Annotated in this window: 16 protein-coding genes; 7 read left to right on the top strand and 9 right to left on the bottom strand. The window is 72.9% G+C overall.

Annotation, left to right across the window (positions count from 1 at the left end; genetic code table 11):
- The first annotated feature begins 2 nt into the window (after nucleotides 1-2).
- Together FBY41_RS21370 and FBY41_RS21375 are read left to right on the top strand one after the other, a co-directional pair.
- Nucleotides 3-1,769, top strand: a complete 1,767-nt coding sequence (locus FBY41_RS21370) for an AMP-binding protein (RefSeq protein ID WP_141846969.1) — start codon at nucleotides 3-5, stop codon at nucleotides 1,767-1,769.
- Complete coding sequence (locus FBY41_RS21375; RefSeq protein WP_141846972.1) at nucleotides 1,766-2,461, top strand: histidine phosphatase family protein; 696 nt, start codon at nucleotides 1,766-1,768, stop codon at nucleotides 2,459-2,461. Before FBY41_RS21370 ends, FBY41_RS21375 begins: the two co-directional genes overlap by 4 nt.
- Before the next feature lie 82 nt (nucleotides 2,462-2,543).
- Here FBY41_RS21375 and FBY41_RS21380 read toward each other — a convergent pair whose 3' ends face one another.
- The 5 genes from FBY41_RS21380 to FBY41_RS21400 form a co-directional block, all read right to left on the bottom strand.
- Nucleotides 2,544-3,170 carry a bacterial proteasome activator family protein gene (locus FBY41_RS21380; protein ID WP_141846974.1) on the bottom strand — a complete coding sequence of 209 codons (627 nt, stop codon included), beginning with the start codon at nucleotides 3,168-3,170 and terminating at the stop codon, nucleotides 2,544-2,546.
- A gap of 117 nt (nucleotides 3,171-3,287) precedes the next feature.
- Complete coding sequence (locus tag FBY41_RS21385) at nucleotides 3,288-3,899, bottom strand: hypothetical protein (RefSeq protein ID WP_141846976.1); 612 nt, start codon at nucleotides 3,897-3,899, stop codon at nucleotides 3,288-3,290.
- Between the two features lie 213 nt (nucleotides 3,900-4,112).
- Nucleotides 4,113-5,090, bottom strand: a complete 978-nt coding sequence (locus tag FBY41_RS21390) for an NAD(P)H-quinone oxidoreductase (RefSeq protein ID WP_141846978.1) — start codon at nucleotides 5,088-5,090, stop codon at nucleotides 4,113-4,115.
- A gap of 9 nt (nucleotides 5,091-5,099) precedes the next feature.
- On the bottom strand, nucleotides 5,100-5,882 hold the full coding sequence (locus FBY41_RS21395; protein ID WP_141846980.1) for a Type 1 glutamine amidotransferase-like domain-containing protein: 783 nt from the start codon (nucleotides 5,880-5,882) through the stop codon (nucleotides 5,100-5,102).
- A 70-nt stretch (nucleotides 5,883-5,952) separates the two neighbouring features.
- Complete coding sequence (locus tag FBY41_RS21400; RefSeq protein ID WP_141846982.1) at nucleotides 5,953-6,723, bottom strand: IclR family transcriptional regulator; 771 nt, start codon at nucleotides 6,721-6,723, stop codon at nucleotides 5,953-5,955.
- Nucleotides 6,724-6,825: 102 nt separating this feature from the next.
- Between FBY41_RS21400 and hutH the strand changes: the two genes are divergently transcribed.
- The gene (gene hutH, locus FBY41_RS21405; RefSeq protein WP_141846984.1) at nucleotides 6,826-8,397 is read left to right on the top strand and encodes a histidine ammonia-lyase; all 1,572 of its coding nucleotides are present in this window, start codon (nucleotides 6,826-6,828) and stop codon (nucleotides 8,395-8,397) included.
- 44 nt (nucleotides 8,398-8,441) lie between these two features.
- Nucleotides 8,442-10,097, top strand: coding sequence for a urocanate hydratase (hutU, locus tag FBY41_RS21410; RefSeq protein ID WP_141846986.1), 1,656 nt, complete (start codon nucleotides 8,442-8,444; stop codon nucleotides 10,095-10,097).
- Nucleotides 10,098-10,139: 42 nt separating this feature from the next.
- Here hutU and FBY41_RS21415 read toward each other — a convergent pair whose 3' ends face one another.
- Both FBY41_RS21415 and FBY41_RS21420 read right to left on the bottom strand, forming a co-directional pair.
- Nucleotides 10,140-10,517: a DUF2256 and DUF3253 domain-containing protein gene (locus tag FBY41_RS21415; protein WP_141846988.1), complete on the bottom strand. Its 378-nt coding sequence runs from the start codon at nucleotides 10,515-10,517 to the stop codon at nucleotides 10,140-10,142.
- Between the two features lie 97 nt (nucleotides 10,518-10,614).
- Nucleotides 10,615-11,148: an aminoacyl-tRNA deacylase gene (locus FBY41_RS21420; protein ID WP_141846990.1), complete on the bottom strand. Its 534-nt coding sequence runs from the start codon at nucleotides 11,146-11,148 to the stop codon at nucleotides 10,615-10,617.
- A gap of 125 nt (nucleotides 11,149-11,273) precedes the next feature.
- Here FBY41_RS21420 and FBY41_RS21425 point away from each other — a divergent pair, with 125 nt between their 5' ends.
- The 3 genes from FBY41_RS21425 to hutI are packed head-to-tail and all read left to right on the top strand — an operon-like array spanning nucleotide 11,274 to nucleotide 15,042.
- Nucleotides 11,274-12,506 carry an allantoate amidohydrolase gene (locus tag FBY41_RS21425; protein WP_141847152.1) on the top strand — a complete coding sequence of 411 codons (1,233 nt, stop codon included), beginning with the start codon at nucleotides 11,274-11,276 and terminating at the stop codon, nucleotides 12,504-12,506.
- Nucleotides 12,503-13,837, top strand: a complete 1,335-nt coding sequence (locus FBY41_RS21430; RefSeq protein WP_141846992.1) for a formimidoylglutamate deiminase — start codon at nucleotides 12,503-12,505, stop codon at nucleotides 13,835-13,837. Before FBY41_RS21425 ends, FBY41_RS21430 begins: the two co-directional genes overlap by 4 nt.
- Entirely contained in the window at nucleotides 13,834-15,042 is a 1,209-nt protein-coding gene (hutI, locus tag FBY41_RS21435) for an imidazolonepropionase (protein WP_141846994.1), read from the top strand. The genes FBY41_RS21430 and hutI overlap by 4 nt, the downstream gene beginning before the upstream one ends.
- Before the next feature lie 10 nt (nucleotides 15,043-15,052).
- Here the strand turns inward: hutI and FBY41_RS21440 are convergent, their stop codons facing one another.
- Both FBY41_RS21440 and FBY41_RS21445 read right to left on the bottom strand, forming a co-directional pair.
- A complete protein-coding gene (locus FBY41_RS21440) occupies nucleotides 15,053-15,679 on the bottom strand; it encodes a hypothetical protein (protein WP_141846996.1) in 627 nt (208 codons plus the stop codon).
- Nucleotides 15,676-18,765: a hypothetical protein gene (locus tag FBY41_RS21445; RefSeq protein WP_185749198.1), complete on the bottom strand. Its 3,090-nt coding sequence runs from the start codon at nucleotides 18,763-18,765 to the stop codon at nucleotides 15,676-15,678. Before FBY41_RS21445 ends, FBY41_RS21440 begins: the two co-directional genes overlap by 4 nt.

The following is an 18,765-nucleotide window of genomic DNA, read 5'->3' on the forward strand; positions in this document are numbered from 1 at the left end:
CCATGACGACGACGACCTCGACGACGAGCGCCACCGACGCCTACCGCGCCTCCCGTGACCAGCTGCTCGGCCTGCGGGGTGAGCACGAGCGGGCCGTCCGCGAGTTCGCCTTCCCCCACCTCGGCGACCGGTGGAACTGGGGCGTCGACTGGTTCGACGCCGTGGCCCGGGGCAACGACCGCAACGCCCTGACGATCGTCGAGGAGGACGAGGCGGCGGCCTCGGTCACCTTCGACGAGATGGCGCGCCGGTCCGACCAGGTCGCGGCCATGCTCGCCTCGCTCGGGGTGGGGCGCGGCGACGCCGTCGTGCTCATGCTCGGCAACCAGGTCGAGCTGTGGGAGTCGATGCTGGCCGTCATCAAGCTCGGCGCCGTCGTCATGCCGACGACGACGGCGGTCGGCCCCGGTGACCTCGTCGACCGGATGGAGCGCGGATCCGCCCGCGCCGTGATCACCAACGCGCGCGAGGTCCACAAGTTCGACGACGTGCCCGGTGACTACGTGCGGATCGCCGTCGGCGGGTCGTCGGCCGACGGGGCACCCAACGACACCTCGGGCTGGGCCGACTACGCCGCATACCGCAGCCTCGAGGTGGGGCCCGCCGAGCACCCGGGCACGGGCCCGGACGACCGGATGCTCCTCTACTTCACGTCGGGCACGACGAGCCGGCCCAAGCTCGTCGAGCACACGCAGGCGTCCTACCCGGCGGGGCACCTGTCGACGATGTACTGGCTCGGGCTCCAGCCGGGCGACGTGCACCTCAACATCAGCAGCCCGGGGTGGGCCAAGCACGCCTGGTCCTCGTTCTTCGCGCCGTGGGCGGCGGAGGCCACGATCTTCGTCTACAACTACGTGCGCTTCGACCCTGCGGCGCTGCTCCGGGTGCTGCGCACCCACGACGTCACCTCGCTCTGCGCGCCGCCGACGGTGTGGCGCATGCTCATCACGTCCGACCTCTCCGGCGGGGCGGGCTCGCTGCGCGAGGTCATCGGCGCGGGTGAGCCGCTCAACCCGGAGGTCATCGCGCAGGTCGAGCGGGCCTGGGGCCTGACGATCCGCGACGGCTACGGCCAGACGGAGATGACCGCCGCCGTCGGCAACACCCCGGGCTCGCCCGTCAAGCCGGGCTCGATGGGCCGGCCTCTGCCTGGATGCCCCGTCGTGATCGTCGACCCGATCACGAATGCGCTGGTGTCCGAAGCGGACTCGTCGGGGGCGCGAGAGGGCGAGATCTGCCTCGACCTGTCGAAGCATCCCGTGCCGCTCATGACCGGCTACCAGGGCGACGAGGAGCGCAACGCCGCCGCGATGGCCGGCGGTTTCTACCACACGGGCGACGTCGCCTCGATGGACGCCGACGGCTATATCACCTACGTCGGCCGCACCGACGACGTCTTCAAGGCGAGCGACTACAAGATCAGCCCCTTCGAGCTCGAGTCGGTGCTCATCGAGCACCCGGCGGTCGCCGAGGCCGCGGTCGTGCCGGCCCCCGACGCGCTGCGCCTCGCCGTGCCCAAGGCCTACATCGCTCTGGCGCCCGGCTTCGAGCCGGGCGAGGAGGTCGCGCGCTCGATCCTCGCGCACGCCCGCGACAAGCTCGCCCCGTGGCAGCGGGTGCGGCGCATCGAGTTCTTCGAGCTGCCCAAGACGATCTCGGGCAAGATCCGCCGGGTCGAGCTGCGGGGGCGCGAGCGCGACCTCGTCGCCTCGGGTGAGCGGCCGCGGCTCGAGTGGCGCGACGACCAGTTCCCCGAGCTGCGCGGGTGAGCTCCCCGGAGGGCCTCGCACACCGGCCCGAGCGCATCGTCCTCGTGCGCCACGGCGAGTCCGAGGGCAACGTCGACGAGACGGTCTACGAGCGGGTGCCGGACCACCGGCTGCGACTGACCGAGCGAGGGCTGGAGCAGGCCCGGGCGACTGGCGAGGTGCTGCGCGCCATGTTGGGCGGGGGCTCGGTGGAGGTTTACGTCTCGCCCTACGTGCGCACCCGGCAGACGCTCGCGGCCCTCGGGCTGCCCGTCGCGGAGCGCGACGTGCGGGTGGAGCCGCGCCTGCGTGAGCAGGACTGGGCCAACTTCCAGGACCCCGCCGACATCGCCGAGCAGAAGGCGCAGCGCGACCGCTACGGCCACTTCTACTACCGCTTCTCGCACGGCGAGTCGGGCGCCGACGTCTACGACCGGGTCTCGACGTTCCTCGAGTCGATGTTCCGCAACTTCGAGACACCCGCCGCGCCGCGCAACGTCGTCATCGTGACCCACGGCCTGACGATGCGGCTGTTCTGCATGCGGTGGTTCCACTGGAGCGTCGACTACTTCGAGTCGCTCGAGAACCCCGCCAACGGACAGCCGGTCGTGCTGCGCCGCCAGCCCGACTTCCGATACCGCCTCGAGCGCCCGTTCGCGCAGTGGGACACCTCGGTCGTGCCCACCGAGCGCGAGCGGTCGAGCTGGCTCTGAGCGGGCCCGAGCCGGCCCTGGCCAGACAGGCAGCCGGCCCTCGTCAGACGAGGGGCCGGCTCTCTGCGGGTGCCGCCCGCTGCTAGAGGTACTGGCCCGTGGGGCCGCCGCCCGGGCTCTCGCGGCCGTCGGCGTCGGGGTGCATGCCGGGCGGGGTGCCGTAGGAGGCGCCGGGCCCCGGCGGCAGGGCCCGCATCTGCTGGAGCTGTTGCTGCGCCGCCATCTGCTGGGCGACGAGCGCGGTCTGGATGCCGTGGAACAGCCCCTCGAGCCAGCCGACGAGCTGGGCCTGGGCGATGCGCAGCTCGGCGTCGCTCGGGGAGTCCTCACCGAAGGGGAGCGCGATGCGGTCGAGCTCGTCGACGAGCTCGGGGGCGAGACCGTCCTTGAGCTCCTCGATCGACCGGTGGTGGATGTCGGCCAGCCGGCGCCGTCCCGCCTCGTCGAGCGGCGCGTTGCGCACCTCCTCGAGCAGCTGCTTGATCATCGAGCCGATGCGCATGACCTTTGCCGGCTCCTCGACGAGGTCGGCGGGGTTGGTGCGTTCGCGCTCGCGCTCGTGGTCGTGCTGACGGGGCCGCTCTTCCGCGCGCGGTGGATCCTCGGACGACGCGACGCCCATGCCCTCGGGGGTGACGATGACGACGCGCGCCTCGTCGGCGAGCTGAGGCTGGGGTCGGCCGGGGGCCTGCTGCTCATCAGAGGTCATGGCTCCCATCCTGCCGCACCGACGTCGGGCCACGCCGTGGGGCGCCAGGCTCGGTCTTCCCGGTCGTCGGGCGCCCCGTCCCGGCGGGCCACCCGACGACCGGCACGGCCGGATCGCTCAGTGCGAGCCCGCCGTGGCGAACCACGGGTGGTGGAGGTCGTGGTAGCTGACGTCGCTCATGAGGGCGTTCATCTGCTCCATCTGCTGCTGCGCCTCCGGGGGCGGGGTCTTCTGCTCGCCCTGCCGAGCCTCGCTCTCTGTACGGAACGAGATCGTCTGGGTGAAGAAGCCGTCTGCGTCGATCGCGATGGTGCCGCCGATGATCTCGGGCCGGGCCTCGTGGAGCATGTCCATCGGGCCTTCCATCATGTGCCGGAACTGCTCAGGGTCGCTGAGACGGCCCTGGATGACTTGGACGAAACCGGCGTCGTCGCTGCCGCCGTCGAGCATCATCGTCACGTCGTCGCAGTCGTGGAAGCTCACGTCGCCGTCGAAGAGCCGCGCCGTCTCCTCCCACCACGTGCCCTGCTCCGGGCGCATCGAGTTGGCCTCGGCCGAGGCCCTGGAGTCGAAGCGGACGACACCCACGAACTCGTCGTCGTCCGTGATGCCGTACGTCCCGCCGAGCCAGCCAGTCGCGCCCGGCTCGAGCTGCTCGCGCCACCGGTCCATCTGCCGGTGGAGTGCGTCGGCGTCGGTGCACCGACCTTGGATGACCTGGATGAACACCGTGAACCTCCCGTTGTCGTCGGGGGCCGCTTCGGCCGAAGTGGTCCATCGATCGACGGTACGCCGGTCGACCTCCCGCGTCAGCGGACGAGTCCGACACGGCCGGATCGTCCCGTCAGGACGGCGCGTTGCCGACCGGACGGCAGACGGAAGGGGCAGGCGTTGCCGGCCGGACGGCATACGCCATCGGCGGGTGACAACCGGCCTCGGAGCTCAGGTGGTGAGGAGGATCTTGCCGATGTGGCCCGAGGCCTCCATCTCGCGGTGGGCCTCGGCCGCGTGCTCGAGGGGGTGGCGCGAGTGGATGACGGGGCGCACCTGGCCGGACTCGATGAGCGGCCACACGTGCTCGCGCACGGCGGCGACGATGGCGGCCTTCTCCATCGGAGGCCGCGAGCGCAAGGAGGTCGCGATGACGGCACCGCGCTTGGCGAGGAGCGTGCCGAGATCGAGCTCGGCCTTGCGGCCGCCCATGAGGCCGATGGTGACGAGACGGCCGCCGGGGGCGAGCACGTCGACGTTGCGCGCGAGGTACTTCGCGCCCATGTTGTCGAGGATGACGTCGGCGCCATGTCCGCCGGTGAGCTCGCGCACCCGCTCGACGAAGTCCTCCTCGCGGTAGTTGACGAGGATGTCGGCGCCGAGCGATGCGCAGAAGTCGAGCTTCTCGCGGCTGCCCGCGGTGACGGCGACGCGGGCTCCGACGGCCTTCGCGAGCTGGATCGCCATGGTGCCGATGCCAGAGCTGCCGCCGTGGACGAGGAGCACCTGGCCGGGCTGGATGTTGGCGACGAGGAAGACGTTGGACCACACGGTGGCGGCGACCTCCGGCAGGCCCGCCGCGTCGACGAGGGAGACACCGCGGGGCACCGGCAGCACCTGGCCGGCCGGGGCGACGACCCGCTCGGCGTAGCCACCCCCGTCGATGAGCGCGCACACCTCGTCGCCGGGCTGCCACTGCTGCACGTCGTCGCCGACCGCGATGACGCGGCCACTCACCTCGAGGCCGGGGTACTCCGACGCCCCGGGCGGGGGCGGGTAGTGGCCGAGCCGCTGCATGACGTCCGCGCGGTTGACCCCTGCGGCCACGACATCGATGAGCACCTCGCCCTCAGCGGGCTCGGGGGCAGGCACCTCGTCGAGAACGAGGGCGTCAGGGCCGCCGGGCTCCGGGATCGTGATCGCGCGCATGGGCCGAGCCTATCGAGGCGGGCCGGCGGGTCCTGTCGTCGTCAGCGTCACCGCTCCGGACTCGGCGCGGCGGGCGTGCCAGACCCGTCCCGCGCCCCGCACGCGGCCGTCCGGGCCGAGCACCGTGTCCTCGTCGATGGCGATGCCGTGGGGCGCGAGACCCGCCTCGACGACGGCGACGAGGCGCGAGACGGTGCCCCACTGCGCGGCGTGCACGTCGACGGCGCCCTCGACGAGGCCGATGCCCTCGACCACCGTGACGGGGTCGAGCTCCTCGTTGCTGTCCTCGGGGCAGACCGGCGTGCCGTCGATGCGCCAGCCGCCGATGACGGCGTGGCTGCCCGCGATGGCGGCGCCCGCCGAGAAGCCCGCGTAGGCCATGCCCTCCGTGACGCGCTCCCTGATGCGGCCGTATGCCGGCCGGAGCGACGCGTGGTACTCCGGCGTCGGACCTCCGCCGACGAAGAGGCCGTCGACGTCGCCGAGGCGTTCGACGACCGCAGGGTCGACCGGGTCGCCCTCCGGCACGCGGACGACCTCGAGCTCCTGACCGCCGACGAGCTCGAGCTTGTGGAGGTAGCGCTCGTGGTAGGCGAGCGACTCCTCGTCGGTGCCCATGAGGACGAGCAGGACGCGCGGGCGGGCCGCTGGGGCGGCGGTTGGTGCAGCGGCGGTTGGTGGAGCGGCGGTTGGTGGAGCGGCGGCGGTTGCCGCGGCTGCGGCGATGAAGCCGCCGTAGATCTCCGGCGCGAGCTCGTCGGACCAGCCGCCACCGATGAGAAAGACCGTCATGCCCGGCACCCTAGGAGACGGGCGGGTCTGCTGTCGCGGGCAATTCGTCGTCGGGGCAAGCGCGCTCGCGTCAGGCGCGGGCTGCCGCCGGGCTGAGGCGCCGGCCGATCTCGGTGGCCGTCGAGCGCACCCGCGTGACGAGCTCGGCGACGTGCTCGGTGGTCGCGTCGTCGGTGCGCAGCGTGACCGCGATGGCGGCGAGCGGCCGGCCGCTGCGGTCGATGACCGGCACGGCCACGGAGGAGAGGTCGGGGGTCACGGTTCCCACCTCGAGCGCATGGCCGGCGCTGCGGACCTGGGCGAGCATGCTGCGCAGCTCGGGCAGGCCGCGCGGCCCCGTGCCGTGGCGCTGCACGAAGCTCGCCCGGTCGGGATAGAGGGCGCGCACCTGGCTCGCCGGGAGAGCGGAGAGCATGGCGAGGCCGCTCGCCGTGAGGTGCGCGGGCAGGCGCACCCCGACGTCGGTGACGAGCATCGGCTGCCCGGCTGCGCGCTCCTCGAGGAGGTAGATGACGTCGCGCCCGTCGAGGGTCGCGAAGTGGGCGTTGCGGCCGCACTGGTCGACGAGCCGTCGCATCGCGGCCCGGGCGACACGGGCGAGCGGCGCCTGTCGCTGGTAGGCCGAGCCGAGCTCGTAGGCCGCTTGGCCGAGACCGAAGCGCCGCTCCTCGACGTAGTGGGTGACGTAGCCACGCGCGTGCAGCACCTTGAGCAGGTGGTAGACGGAGCTGCGTGGCAGTCCGAGGTCGCGGGCGATCGAGGCCGCCGGCACCGGCTCGGCGTGCCGCGAGAGGTGCTCGAGCACGTCGAGGGCGTGGGCCGCAGCGGGCGCATTGGACATCTCGACCACTCCCGTCGGCGCTGAGGGCTCACGTCTCGCATCTGAGACGATTGTGCTCCCTCGTGGTGCCGCGCACCACCCCGGGGGCGGTTCCATGGAGACATGAACGCACCGCACCCCGCGACGCAGCCCCGGGCCACCGTGACGGTGGGCGTCGGACCCCTCGCACTCGAGGAGATCATCGCCGTCGCCCGCCATGACGCCGCCGTCGAGATCTCTGCGGAGGCGGAGGCGGAGATCGCCCGCAGCCGTGAGGTGATCGAGGCGCTCGCTCACGACACCGTGCCGCACTACGGCGTCTCGACCGGCTTCGGCGCCCTCGCCACGCGCCACATCCCGACACCGCTGCGCGCACAGCTGCAGCGCTCGCTCGTGCGCTCGCACGCCGCCGGCACCGGCCCGGAGGTCGAGCGCGAGGTCGTGCGCGCCCTCATGCTCCTGCGACTCTCGACCCTCGCGACCGGGCGCACCGGGGTGCGCCTCGAGACGGCCCGGGTGTATGCCGCGCTGCTCAGTGCCGGCATCACCCCCGTCGTGCACGAGTACGGCTCGCTCGGCTGCTCGGGCGACCTTGCGCCGCTGTCGCACTGCGCGCTCGCCGTCATGGGCGAGGGTCCGGTGCGGCTCGCCGACGGCACCCTCACCGACGCGGCAACTGCCATGCGCGACAACGGGATCGAGCCGGTCCAGCTCGCCGAGAAGGAGGGTCTCGCCCTCATCAACGGCACCGACGGCATGCTCGGCATGCTCGTGCTGGCCATCGACGACCTCCGGCACCTGCTCCGGGTCGCCGACATCTCCGCCGCGATGAGCGTCGAGGGCCTCATGGGCAGCGACGACGTCTTCGCCGCGGACCTGCAGGCACTGCGGCCCCAGCCCGGCCAGGCGTTGTCCGCCGCCAACATCCGCAGTGTCCTCGCCGGCTCGCCGATCCGTGCCTCGCACGACAACGACGAGGACACCCGGGTCCAGGACGCCTACTCGCTGCGCTGCGCCCCGCAGGTGCACGGCGGGGCCCGCGACACCGTCGACCACGCGTCCCGGGTCGCCGCGGCCGAGCTCGCCTCCGCCGTTGACAACCCCGTCGTCACCCTCGACGGCAGGGTGGAGTCCAACGGCAACTTCCACGGGGCGCCCGTCGCCTACGTGCTCGACTTCCTCGCGATCGTCGCCGGCGACGTCGCGTCGATGTCGGAGCGCCGCACCGACCGCTTCCTCGACAAGGCCCGCAACCACGGCCTGCCACCCTTCCTCGCCGACGACCCGGGCGTCGACTCCGGCCTCATGATCGCGCAGTACACGCAGGCCGCGATGGTCTCGGAGCTGAAGCGACTCGCGGTGCCGGCGTCGGTCGACTCCATCCCGAGCTCGGCCATGCAGGAGGACCACGTGTCGATGGGCTGGTCGGGCGCCCGCAAGCTCCGCCGGTCGGTCGACGCCCTCAGCCGGGTGCTCGCCATCGAGCTGCTGACGGCAGCACGCGGCATACAGCTGCGCGCTCCGCTGGAGCCGGCGCCCGCAACGGCGGCCGTCATCACCGCGCTCGGCTCGAGGGCGAACGTCGCCCCCGGGCCCGACCGCTTCCTCGCTCCCGACATCGAGGGCGCGTGGCGAGCCGTGCAGGACCGTGCCGTCGTCGCCGCGGCCGAGTCCGTCACCGGCCCCCTCAACTGAGCCACCCGGCATACCACCGATTTTCCACCTCGAAGGAGAGTGACATGGAAGGTGCACGACCCGTCCGCGCGGCACGCGGCACGCAGCTGACCGCGCAGTCGTGGGCCACCGAGGCCCCGCTGCGGATGCTGATGAACAACCTCGACCCCGAGAACGCCGAGCGGCCCGACGACCTCGTCGTCTACGGCGGCACGGGCCGGGCAGCGCGCGACTGGAAGTCGTTCGACGCCATGGTGCGCACCCTGACCACGCTCAAGCAGGACGAGACGATGTTGGTCCAGAGCGGCCGCCCCGTCGGCGTCATGCAGACGCACGAGTGGGCGCCGCGCGTGCTCATCGCCAACTCCAACCTCGTCGGCGACTGGGCGACGTGGCCCGAGTTCCGCCGTCTCGAGCACCTCGGCCTCACGATGTACGGCCAGATGACGGCCGGGTCGTGGATCTACATCGGCACCCAGGGCATCGTCCAGGGCACCTACGAGACCTTCGCCGCGGTGGCCGAGAAGCGCTTCGGCGGCACGCTCGCCGGCACCCTCACCCTCACCGGCGGCTGCGGAGGCATGGGCGGCGCCCAGCCGCTCGCCGTGACGATGAACGACGGCGCCTGCCTCATCGTCGACGTCGACCCCGCTCGCCTGCACCGCCGCGTCGAGCACCGCTACCTCGACGAGGTCGCCGCCAACCTCGACGACGCCATCGAGAAGGCGCTCGCTGCCAAGCGCGAGCGGCGCGGCTGGTCCGTCGGCGTCGTCGGCAACGCAGCCGAGGTCTTCCCCGAGCTCCTGCGTCGCGGCGTCGCGATCGACATCGTCACCGACCAGACGTCGGCTCACGACCCACTCAGCTACCTGCCCGAGGGCGTCGCGCTCGAGGACTGGGCCGAGTACGCCGAGAAGAAGCCCGAGGACTTCACCGACCGCGCCCGCGCCTCGATGGCCAAGCACGTCAAGGCGATGGTCGAGTTCCAGGACGCCGGCGCCGAGGTCTTCGACTACGGCAACTCGATCCGCGACGAGGCCCGACAGGGTGGCTACGACCGCGCCTTCGAGTTCCCCGGCTTCGTGCCGGCCTACATCCGCCCGCTTTTCTGCGAGGGCAAGGGCCCGTTCCGCTGGGCCGCGCTCTCCGGCGACCCGCGCGACATCGCCGCGACCGACAAGGCCGTCCTCGAGCTCTTCCCGGACAACGATCGCCTGCACAAGTGGATCCGCGGTGCGCAGGATCGGATCGCCTTCCAGGGTCTGCCTGCTCGCATCTGCTGGCTCGGCTACGGCGAGCGCGACAAGGCCGGTCTGAAGTTCAACGAGATGGTGCGCACGGGTGAGCTCTCGGCGCCGATCGTCATCGGCCGCGACCACCTCGACAGCGGCTCCGTCGCGAGCCCCTACCGCGAGACCGAAGCCATGGCCGACGGCTCCGACGCGATCGCCGACTGGCCGCTGCTCAACGCGCTCGTCAACACGAGCTCGGGTGCGAGCTGGGTCTCGATCCACCACGGCGGCGGCGTCGGCATCGGCCGCAGCCTCCACGCCGGGCAGGTCTCGCTCGCCGACGGCACCGACCTCGCGGCGCAGAAGCTCGCCCGCGTCCTCACCAACGACCCCGGCATGGGTGTCATCCGCCACGTCGACGCGGGCTACGAGATCGCCGACCGCGTCGCGCACGAGCGGGGCGTCCGCATCCCCATGCAGGAGGGCTGAGACGCCGTATGCCGTCCGGCGGGGGGTGTGGGCGGTGGCGGCTCAGCGGGGGCGGCGCACCCGGATCGGTCCCTTGGCGTGGTCCGGGTCGATGACCTGCCCACCCTGCGTGATCTGTGCGACGCCGGTGGCGACGAGCCGCCGGGCGGCCATGCGCGCGGGCTCCATGAGCTCGCGCCAGTCGTCGCCGCCGACTGCACGGGCCGCCTCGCTCGGGCACACCGACGCGTCGACCGCACGGGCGTCGAGCAGCGCCTCGAGCGAGTCCTGCAGCTGGAGGTCGACCTGGGTCAGGCCGTGCTTGCGGCAGCTGTCGGAGCACCAGCGCACCGAGTCCCAGTCACGGGCCCACGCCTTGCGCCAGGTGATCGTGCGGCCGCAGCGGGCGCACGGCTTCGTCGGCAGCGGGGCTCGTGACATGGCCCCAGTGTGCGCCCCGGTGACTCCAGGTCCCGCGGGTGGGGGCCGGAAGACGTCACTCGAGGGAGCCGATGTGGCCACGGGTGGACACTCGGGCTCAGGAGCGGTGGGTCTCCTCGTCGGAGATGTCGGCGACGGTCGCGTCGAAGAGGCGGATGACGTCGTCGCCTTGCACGGTGAGGCCGACGCCGTGCGCGCCGCCCCCGATCGAGATCCGCCGGCCCACGAGGTGCGTGTCGGCGATGACCGGCAGCCGCGTCGCCGAGCCGAAGGGGGTGATGGTGCCCCGCTCGTAGCCCGTGACCGCTCGGGCGGCGTCGGCGTCGGGCATCGAGATGCGGTTGGTGCCGAGCAGGGCGCGCACCTTGGCCCAGGAGAACGTGCGGTCGCCCGGGACGAGCACGAAGACGTGATCGTCCTCGGAGCGGCGCACGACGAGGGTCTTGATGAGGTCGCGCGGCTCGATGCCCCGCGCGGCAGCGGCCTCCTCGAGGCTGCCGACCCGGCCGTGCTGAGTCACCGTGTGCTCGATGCCCGCCTCGCGGACCGCATCGATCGCCGGGGTGCGGACGGCGGCGAAGTCACTACGCTCGTCGGTGTCGTCTCGGTCAGGGGCACCCGAAGAGTCCATGTCAACCAGACTAGTAACGTCGCCGGCCCAGCACGCCGGCCCCATGATCGGAGATCGTCGTGACTGCCCCCCTCGACAGCGGCGCTGTCGACACCACCCCCCTCGACCCGGTCCCCTTCGACCGGATGTGGGCGCAGCTCGAGACCGTCGGCCGCGCGCCCGAGACGGGCGGCTACCGACGGTTCGCATGGACCCGCACCGACCACGACCTGCGCGAGTGGTTCGCGGGGGAGTGCGCGACGCGTGGTCTCGAGGTCGTCGAGGACCGCGCGGGCAACCAGTGGGCCTGGTGGGGTGACCCCGACGTGACCCCCGGTGTCGTCATCGGCTCGCACCTCGACTCGGTGCCCGACGGAGGGGCCTTCGACGGCCCGCTCGGCGTCGTCAGCGCTCTCGCCGTCGTCGACGCCCTGCGTGCCCGGGGCGTACAGCCGGACGTGCCGCTCGGCGTCGTCAACTTCGTCGACGAGGAGGGTGCCCGCTTCGGCGTCGCGTGTGCCGGGTCGCGCCTCATCACCGGCGCCCTCGACGCCGACCGCGCGCGCTCGCTCACGGACGTCGACGGCGTGACGATGGCGCAGGCGTGGCGCGCAGCCGGTCGCGACCCCGACTCCCTCGGCCCCGACCCCGAGGCCATCCGCCGCATCGGTCGCTTCGTCGAGCTGCACGTCGAGCAGGGCAAGGCCCTCGCACTCGCGCCCGATGGCTCTGACGACCTCACGGACCCCTCGCGCGCCGTCGCCGTGGGGACGGACATCTGGCCGCACGGCCGTTGGCGCGTCGACCTGCCGGGCGAGGCCAACCACGCCGGCACGACGCGCCTCGAGGACCGGCACGACGCGATGCTCTCGCTCGCCGACGTCGTGCACGCCACGCGGTCGTATGCCGTGGGGCTGGGCTGCGTCGCCACCGTGGGCAAGGTGCACGTGCAGCCGGGCGGGGTCAACGCGATCGCGAGCCACGTCACGGCCTGGCTCGACGCGCGCGGACGCAGCGCCCCGGCGGTCCGGGCCACGGTCGAGGCCGTCACCGCGGAGGCCGAGCGCCTCGGCGGCACCGTGCGCGAGGAGTCGTGGACGCCGACCACCGACTTCGACACCTCGCTCGTCAGCCGGCTGCGCGACGTCCTGCCCGAGGCCCCCCTGCTCGGCACCGGGGCGGGGCACGACGCGGGGATCCTTGCCACACACGGAGTTTCGGCTGCGATGATCTTCGTGCGCAATCCCACAGGTGTGTCACACTCACCTGCTGAGTCCGCGACCGCCGAGGACTGCCACCATGGGGTGGCAGCTCTGACTGCCGTCGTCACCGACCTCTGCACCCGGAAGGACGCCGTCCCGATGAGAGACGCACGATGACCGCCTACTGGTGCGAGAGCGCATGGCTCACAGGCGGATTCGCCCGACGAGTTCGGCTCGTCACGCAAGACGGACTCATCAAGGACGTCCTCGTCGGGGCCGACGCCGAGCCCGACGACATCCGCCTCGCGGGTGTCACGCTGCCCGGCATGGCCAATGCCCACAGCCATGCCTTCCACCGGGCCCTCCGTGGCCGGGTCAACGGCGGTGGCGGCAACTTCTGGAGCTGGCGCGAGCAGATGTACGCCGCTGCCGAGCAGCTCAACCCCGACACGTACTTCGCCCTCGCCCGTGCGGTCTTCGCCGAGATGGTGCTGGCCGGCTTCACCGTCGTGGGCGAGTTCCACTACGTGCACCACCGTCCGGGTGGCCAGCGCTACCGCGACCCGAACGCCATGGGTCTCGCCGTGCGCCAGGCCGCCGAGGAGGCCGGGATCCGCCTCACGCTGCTCGACACCTGCTATCTCGAGGGCGGCCTCAACGGAGGTGGCCACGTCGAGCTGCACCCCGGGCAGCGCCGCTTCAGCGACGGCACCGTCGACGCGTGGGCCGAGCGCATGGCGGCCCGATCGCCCGAGACCGACCGGGTGCGGCTCGGCGCGGCGATCCACTCCGTGCGCGCCGTGCGCCGTGAGGACCTGCCGAAGGTCGTGGCAGCCTCCGGGTCCCTGCCGCTGCACGTCCACCTCTCGGAGCAGCACGGCGAGAACCTCGCCTGCCAGATGTTCTACGGCCGCACACCGACGGAGCTGCTCGACGAGGCCGGGGCGCTCGGCAGCCACCTGACGAGCGTGCACGCGACCCACCTGACCGAGCACGACATCGAGCTGCTCGGTGGCACGGGCACCGGGGCGTGCATCTGCCCGACGACCGAGCGCGACCTCGCCGACGGCATCGGCCCGAGCCGGGCCCTGCACGACGCCGGCAGCCCCATCTCGCTCGGCACCGACCAGCACGTCATCATCGACCCGTTCGTCGAGCTGCGCGGCATCGAGATGCACGAGCGCCTCGTCACCAACGAGCGCGACCGCTTCTCCGCCAACGACCTGCTCCTCGCGGGCTCCTTCAACGGCTACCGTGCGCTCGGCTGGTCGGACGGCGGTCACCTCTCCAAGGGCGCCCTCGCAGACTTCGTCACGGTGCGCACCGACACGGTCAACACGGCGGGCTCGGCCGCCGACCAGATCATCTACTCCTGCGTCGCCGCAGACGTGTCGACCGTCGTCGTCGGCGGGGACGTCGTCGTCAGTGACGGTCGCCACCGCCTCGGCGACGTGGGCCGTCTGCTCGGCCTCGCCATCGAGCGGGTGGCGGGAGCCGTGAGCCTGTGAGCATCCTCCTCACCGGCATCTCGGAGCTGACGACCAACGATCCGGAGCGCACCGAGACGTCCGGTGCCGACCCGGGCGACAGCCTGCTCGGGATCGTGCGCGACGCCGCGCTCGTCGTGTCCGGTGCCGGCCCCGACGCCGTCGTCGAGTGGGTCGGCCTCGAGGCGGACGCCCCCGCTGCCGACGAGCGGCGCGACCTCGGTGGTCGCGCTGTCATCCCCGGCTTCGTCGACTCCCACACGCACCTCGTCTTCGCCGGCGACCGGTCCGCGGAGTTCGCCGCGCGCATGACCGGCACGCCCTACGACGGCGGCGGCATCGCCGTCTCGGTCGCCGCGACCCGCGCCGCGTCCGACGACGAGCTGCGCGCCCTCGTCGCCGCCCGCGTCGCCGAGATGCGGGCCCAGGGCACGACGACGGTCGAGATCAAGAGCGGCTACGGTCTCACCGTCGACGACGAGCTGCGCTCCCTTCGCATCGCGCGCGAGTTCACCTCTCACACAACGTTCCTCGGCGCCCATGTCGTGCCACGTGAGCACGCTGCCGACCGGACGGCATACCTCGAGCTCGTCATCGGTCCGATGCTGGACGCCGTCGTCGCCGCAGGCGGCGCCGCGCTGGCCGAGAGCATCGACGTCTTCTGCGAGCCGCACTCCGCCCACGCCTTCGACGGAGACGAGGCCCGTGCGGTCCTCGAGGCCGGTCGTGCCGCGGGGCTGGCCCTGCGGGTGCACGGCAACCAGCTCGGACACGGACCGGGCGTGCAGCTCGCCTGTGAGCTCGGGGCACGCAGCGTCGACCACTGCACCTACCTCAGCGATGCCGACGTCGACGCGCTTGTCGCTGCCCGCGGCACGACGGTCGCGACGCTCCTGCCGGGGGTGGAGTTCTCGACGCGGTCGCCCTACCCCGACGCGCGTCACCTCATCGACGCCGGTGTCGACGTGGCCCTGGCCAGCGACTGCAACCCGGGCACCTGCTACTCGTCATCGATGCCCTTCGCCATCGCCCTCGCGGTGCGTGAGATGGGCATGACACCGGCGGAGGCGCTCCATGCCGCGACGGCGGTGTCGGCCCGGTCGCTGGGCCTCGACCGACGCCTCGCCCCGGGCCAGCCGGCTGAGCTCGCCGTCATCGACGGCCCGAGCCACCTGCACCTCGCCTACCGTGCCGGGGTGCCGATCGTGCGCGCCCTCGACCTGTAGGCCGCCGGCCTCAGCTCGCGGTCGTGGGCGGTGCCGCCCTCGACCGGTCGGCGAGCAGCGGGACGCCGTCGCCGAGGCGCATCATGAGGGGCAGCTCGAAGTGACCCGAGCGTGACGCCAGGGGCTTGTCACTGAACCCCAGCGCGCCCTCGACGTCGCACACGCCCGAGTGGAGGGAGACGAGACGCCCGTCGCGGACCGTCGCGACGGCCGCCTTGAGCGCGAAGGTGAGGGAGAGCTCGAACTCCACCGTCGCGAGGGGGACGTCGTCGAGCCGCAGCTCGACCCGCGGCTGGTGGCTCGACGTGATGGAGTGCGAGGCGAGGTCGAGCACCTCGCTGGTGCCGATCGCCCCCCTCGTGCGCTGGGCGGCCGCGTGCAGGTCGTCGAACTTGCGCCACCCCTCGAGGATGAGGGTGTCGAGCCCGATGTCGAGCAGGCCGTGGACGACGGAGGCGAGCTGGTCACCCACCGCGTCGAGCCCGGCCTTGGACAGGGTGCGCAGCCCCGAGGTCGCAGCCCCGACGACCCCGCTGTCCTTGAGCGCGTCGGCGAGCTGGTGGAGGGAGTCGTCGTCACCACCGAAGAGGAAGGCGGCGGCACTGAGCGTGGGGGCGGCGGCGGTGGTGGTGGTCATCGGTCCTCCTCGGTGGCGATGTCGACGCGTGCGGGATCGGACCGTGGCACGAGCCGGATGCCGACGGACGGGCCCGCGTCCGGCTCGCGACCCGCGCTGACGCTGCCCTGCACGGGTGTCGCCGTCACGAGGACGTGCTGGCTGACCCAGCGTCGCTGCCTCCGGTTGCGGACGGTGTTCGCCGCAGCGGCAAGGGCGATGAGGGCGAGGCCGAGCAGGAGCCAGACGAACCAGCTGGGGCCCTTCTGAGGCGCGGGCGGGAGCGTGAACCCCACCTGCTTGATCGGGCGGCCGTCGATGGCCGTGACCTGGGCCGTGCCGGTTCCAGGGCCTGCGTCAGCGCCGGTGCCGGCGCCGGAGGGTGGGTCCCCCGAGATCGTCGTGGCGGCGACGATGGTGCCGTCGGCCGCGATCGTCGTGACGTCCTGCACGGGGCGGTCGTCGACGAGCACGACGACGGGGCAGGTGGCGAAGCGCGTGGCGAAGACGCCGTCGACCCGCACCGACGCGGCGCCGCCGTCGGCGGGCTGGGTCGTCGCGGTCAGCGTCGTGAGGTCCGTGGGCGCCACCAGGCACGAGCCGGGCCCGGCCCGCACGTCGAGGGAGGCCTGCCCCGTGAGCGTCGTCGCGGCGCGCGCGCGCACGTCGGTGCGGGCGGACATCGCGCGCGACACCGTGATGCCGGCGGGACGGCCGGCGACCGCGGTGCCGTCGGCGACCGCGGTGCCGCCGGCCACGGCGGGGGCCACGACAGCGGGCGCAGGGGGGGCCACGGCGGGCGCAGCGCTCGCCACCCCGGTGAACGTGCCGGTCACCGTGTGGGGACCGGGCGTCGTGGCGATGCAGGTGGCGCCGGCGCAGGAGCCGTCGGGCGACATCGTGAAGGTCGTCTGGCTCGTGAGGTCGGCGACCGGGGTGCCGGCTGTGTCGACGCCGGTCGCGACGTAGGTGACGCCGGCGCCCGCGTCGGCCTGGGCGGTGCCGGGACTCACCTGGATGTTCGCGATGGCGCCGGGCGTCCGGTCGGCAACCCCCCGCTTGGCGACGACCTCGACCGGCACGACGTCGGTGACCGAGCCGCCCGTGGTGTAGAGCGTGCCCGTCACCGTGTGCCTGCCCAGGCGCCCGGCCGAGCACGTCTGCCCGCTGCACTGACCGTCAGGCGTGATGTCGAAGGCGGAGTAGCGGGTGAGGTCGGTGACGACGGCACCGTCCTTGTCGACGCCGACGGCGGTGAAGGTCGCCGTCTGGTCCGGTCGGGTCTGGGCGAAGCGCGGGTTGAGCCGGAGCCCGACGACGTCGGTCGCGACGACGAGCACGTCCGCACTCGTGGTGACCGTGTCCGGGCCCAGGTCTGCGGAAGCCGTGACGGTGTGGGCCCCGACGGTGGTGGCCGAGCACGTCTGGCCGGTGCAGCTGCCGTCCGGTCCGATGGCGACCGTCGTCGAGACGGTGAGCTCGGCGAGCCGGTTGCCGAACCCGTCGGTGCCGTAGGCGCGGAAGGCGACCTTCGCGCGGACGGTCGCAACCGCGCTGGGCGGGTCGAGCTGCAGCCGCTGCAGAGGACCGGGACTCACCTCGACGACCGTGGAGCCGCGCACGGGTGCCCCACCGTCGGTGACGAGCGCTGTGATCTCGTACGTCTTCGCCTCGGTCGCGGTGCACGAGGCACCCGTGCACCTCCCGGGTGCGGTTATCGTGAAGGCGGCGCGGTCGGTGACGTCGCCGACGGTGTTGCCGAACGTGTCCGTGCCCTGAGCCCGGACGTCGACCGGCTGCCCGGCCGAGACGCTGGTCCGCGACGGCGAGACCACGAGGACCGCGACCGGTCCCGGCGTCACCACGAGCGCGGAGGTTCCGGTGACGCGACGCCCGGCGACGTCGACGGTGCCTCGGACGGCATACGTCTGGGCGGTGGTTGCCGTGCAGGTGGCGCCCGTGCAGCGGCCCGGCGCGGTGACCGTGAAGGCGGTCGTGCTGGTGACTTCGCCGAGTGGGTTGCCGAACCAGTCGGTGCCGACGGCGCGGAAGGACACCGCCTGGCCCGCGACAGCACTCGCCTGCTGGGGGGTGAGCGTCAGCCGGCCCAGGGGACCCGGCACCACCCGGAGCGTCGCCGAGCCGCGGAACGTCCCGTCAGGGATCGTGACGGTCCCGACCACGGTGTAGGAGCCGGCCTGCGTTGCGGTGCACACGGCGCCGCTGCACCGGCCCGGTGTGGTCATCCGGAAGGTGGTGAGGGCGGTGAGGTCGGCGACCGGCCGGCCCGTCCCGTCGAGGCCGCGGGCGGCATACGTCACCGTGCCGCCGGCGGTGATCGTGCTCGCCGTCCCATCGATGCGCACCGCGGTGACGCGGCTCGTCGGGGGCGCGGGAGTCGGACCCGGCTGTGGCGTCGGACCGGGCGTCGGAGTCGGAGCCGGAGTGGGGGTGGGCGACGGAGGCGGTGTGGGAGTGGGTGACGGTGTGGGTGACGGAGTCGGACCCGGCGACGGGGTCGGACCGGGCCGGGTGTGACGCTTCGGCACGACCTGCACCTGCGCGGTGCCCCGGACCGAGGTGCCGCTGCCCGCGAGCACGCCTGTCACGGTGTGCCGCCCGAGGTGCTCTGCCGCGCAGGACGACCCGGCGCACGACCCGTCTCGACGCGCCACGGAGCCGCCGGTCGCGGCGAACGAGATCGAGAAGCTCGTGCGGCTCGTGACGTCGCCGAGACGACGACCGGAGGCGTCGACGGCCACGGCCGTGTAGGTCACCCGCTGGCCGGGCGTGACGAAGACGCGTCGGGGGCTGAGCACCAGGCGCGCCACCCTGGCGGTGGGCCGCGACTGCGAGCCGGATGCCGTTCGGGCAGTGGGCGATCCGGATGCCTTGGCGCCGGACTTCGACGTCGTGGTGCTGTGCTGCGTGGACGGCTTCGGCTTGGCTGGGTCTGCGAGAGCGGCGCCCGCGCCGACCAGGCTCGCGGCCAGGCCCAGCACGGCGACCGCGGCGAGCAGCCGGCCCAGCAGCGAACGTCCCGCGGCGGCCGGTCGCCGCGGGATCCTGGTCGATGGCCCCCCGACGCTGTCATGACGACGTGGCAC

This window comes from Humibacillus xanthopallidus (assembly GCF_006716675.1).
Classification (GTDB): domain Bacteria; phylum Actinomycetota; class Actinomycetes; order Actinomycetales; family Dermatophilaceae; genus Humibacillus; species Humibacillus xanthopallidus_B.

Bases quoted from the DNA above. Each gene is read 5' to 3' on its own strand.
- FBY41_RS21370 (WP_141846969.1), top strand. From the start codon at position 3: ATGACGACGACGACCTCGACGACGAGCGCCACCGACGCCTACCGCGCC.
- FBY41_RS21380 (WP_141846974.1), bottom strand. From the start codon at position 3,170: ATGACCTCTGATGAGCAGCAGGCCCCCGGCCGACCCCAGCCTCAGCTC.
- FBY41_RS21390 (WP_141846978.1), bottom strand. From the start codon at position 5,090: ATGCGCGCGATCACGATCCCGGAGCCCGGCGGCCCTGACGCCCTCGTT.
- FBY41_RS21395 (WP_141846980.1), bottom strand. From the start codon at position 5,882: ATGACGGTCTTTCTCATCGGTGGCGGCTGGTCCGACGAGCTCGCGCCG.
- FBY41_RS21400 (WP_141846982.1), bottom strand. From the start codon at position 6,723: ATGTCCAATGCGCCCGCTGCGGCCCACGCCCTCGACGTGCTCGAGCAC.
- hutH (WP_141846984.1), top strand. From the start codon at position 6,826: ATGAACGCACCGCACCCCGCGACGCAGCCCCGGGCCACCGTGACGGTG.
- hutU (WP_141846986.1), top strand. From the start codon at position 8,442: ATGGAAGGTGCACGACCCGTCCGCGCGGCACGCGGCACGCAGCTGACC.
- FBY41_RS21415 (WP_141846988.1), bottom strand. From the start codon at position 10,517: ATGTCACGAGCCCCGCTGCCGACGAAGCCGTGCGCCCGCTGCGGCCGC.
- FBY41_RS21420 (WP_141846990.1), bottom strand. From the start codon at position 11,148: ATGGACTCTTCGGGTGCCCCTGACCGAGACGACACCGACGAGCGTAGT.
- FBY41_RS21425 (WP_141847152.1), top strand. From the start codon at position 11,274: ATGTGGGCGCAGCTCGAGACCGTCGGCCGCGCGCCCGAGACGGGCGGC.
- FBY41_RS21430 (WP_141846992.1), top strand. From the start codon at position 12,503: ATGACCGCCTACTGGTGCGAGAGCGCATGGCTCACAGGCGGATTCGCC.
- FBY41_RS21440 (WP_141846996.1), bottom strand. From the start codon at position 15,679: ATGACCACCACCACCGCCGCCGCCCCCACGCTCAGTGCCGCCGCCTTC.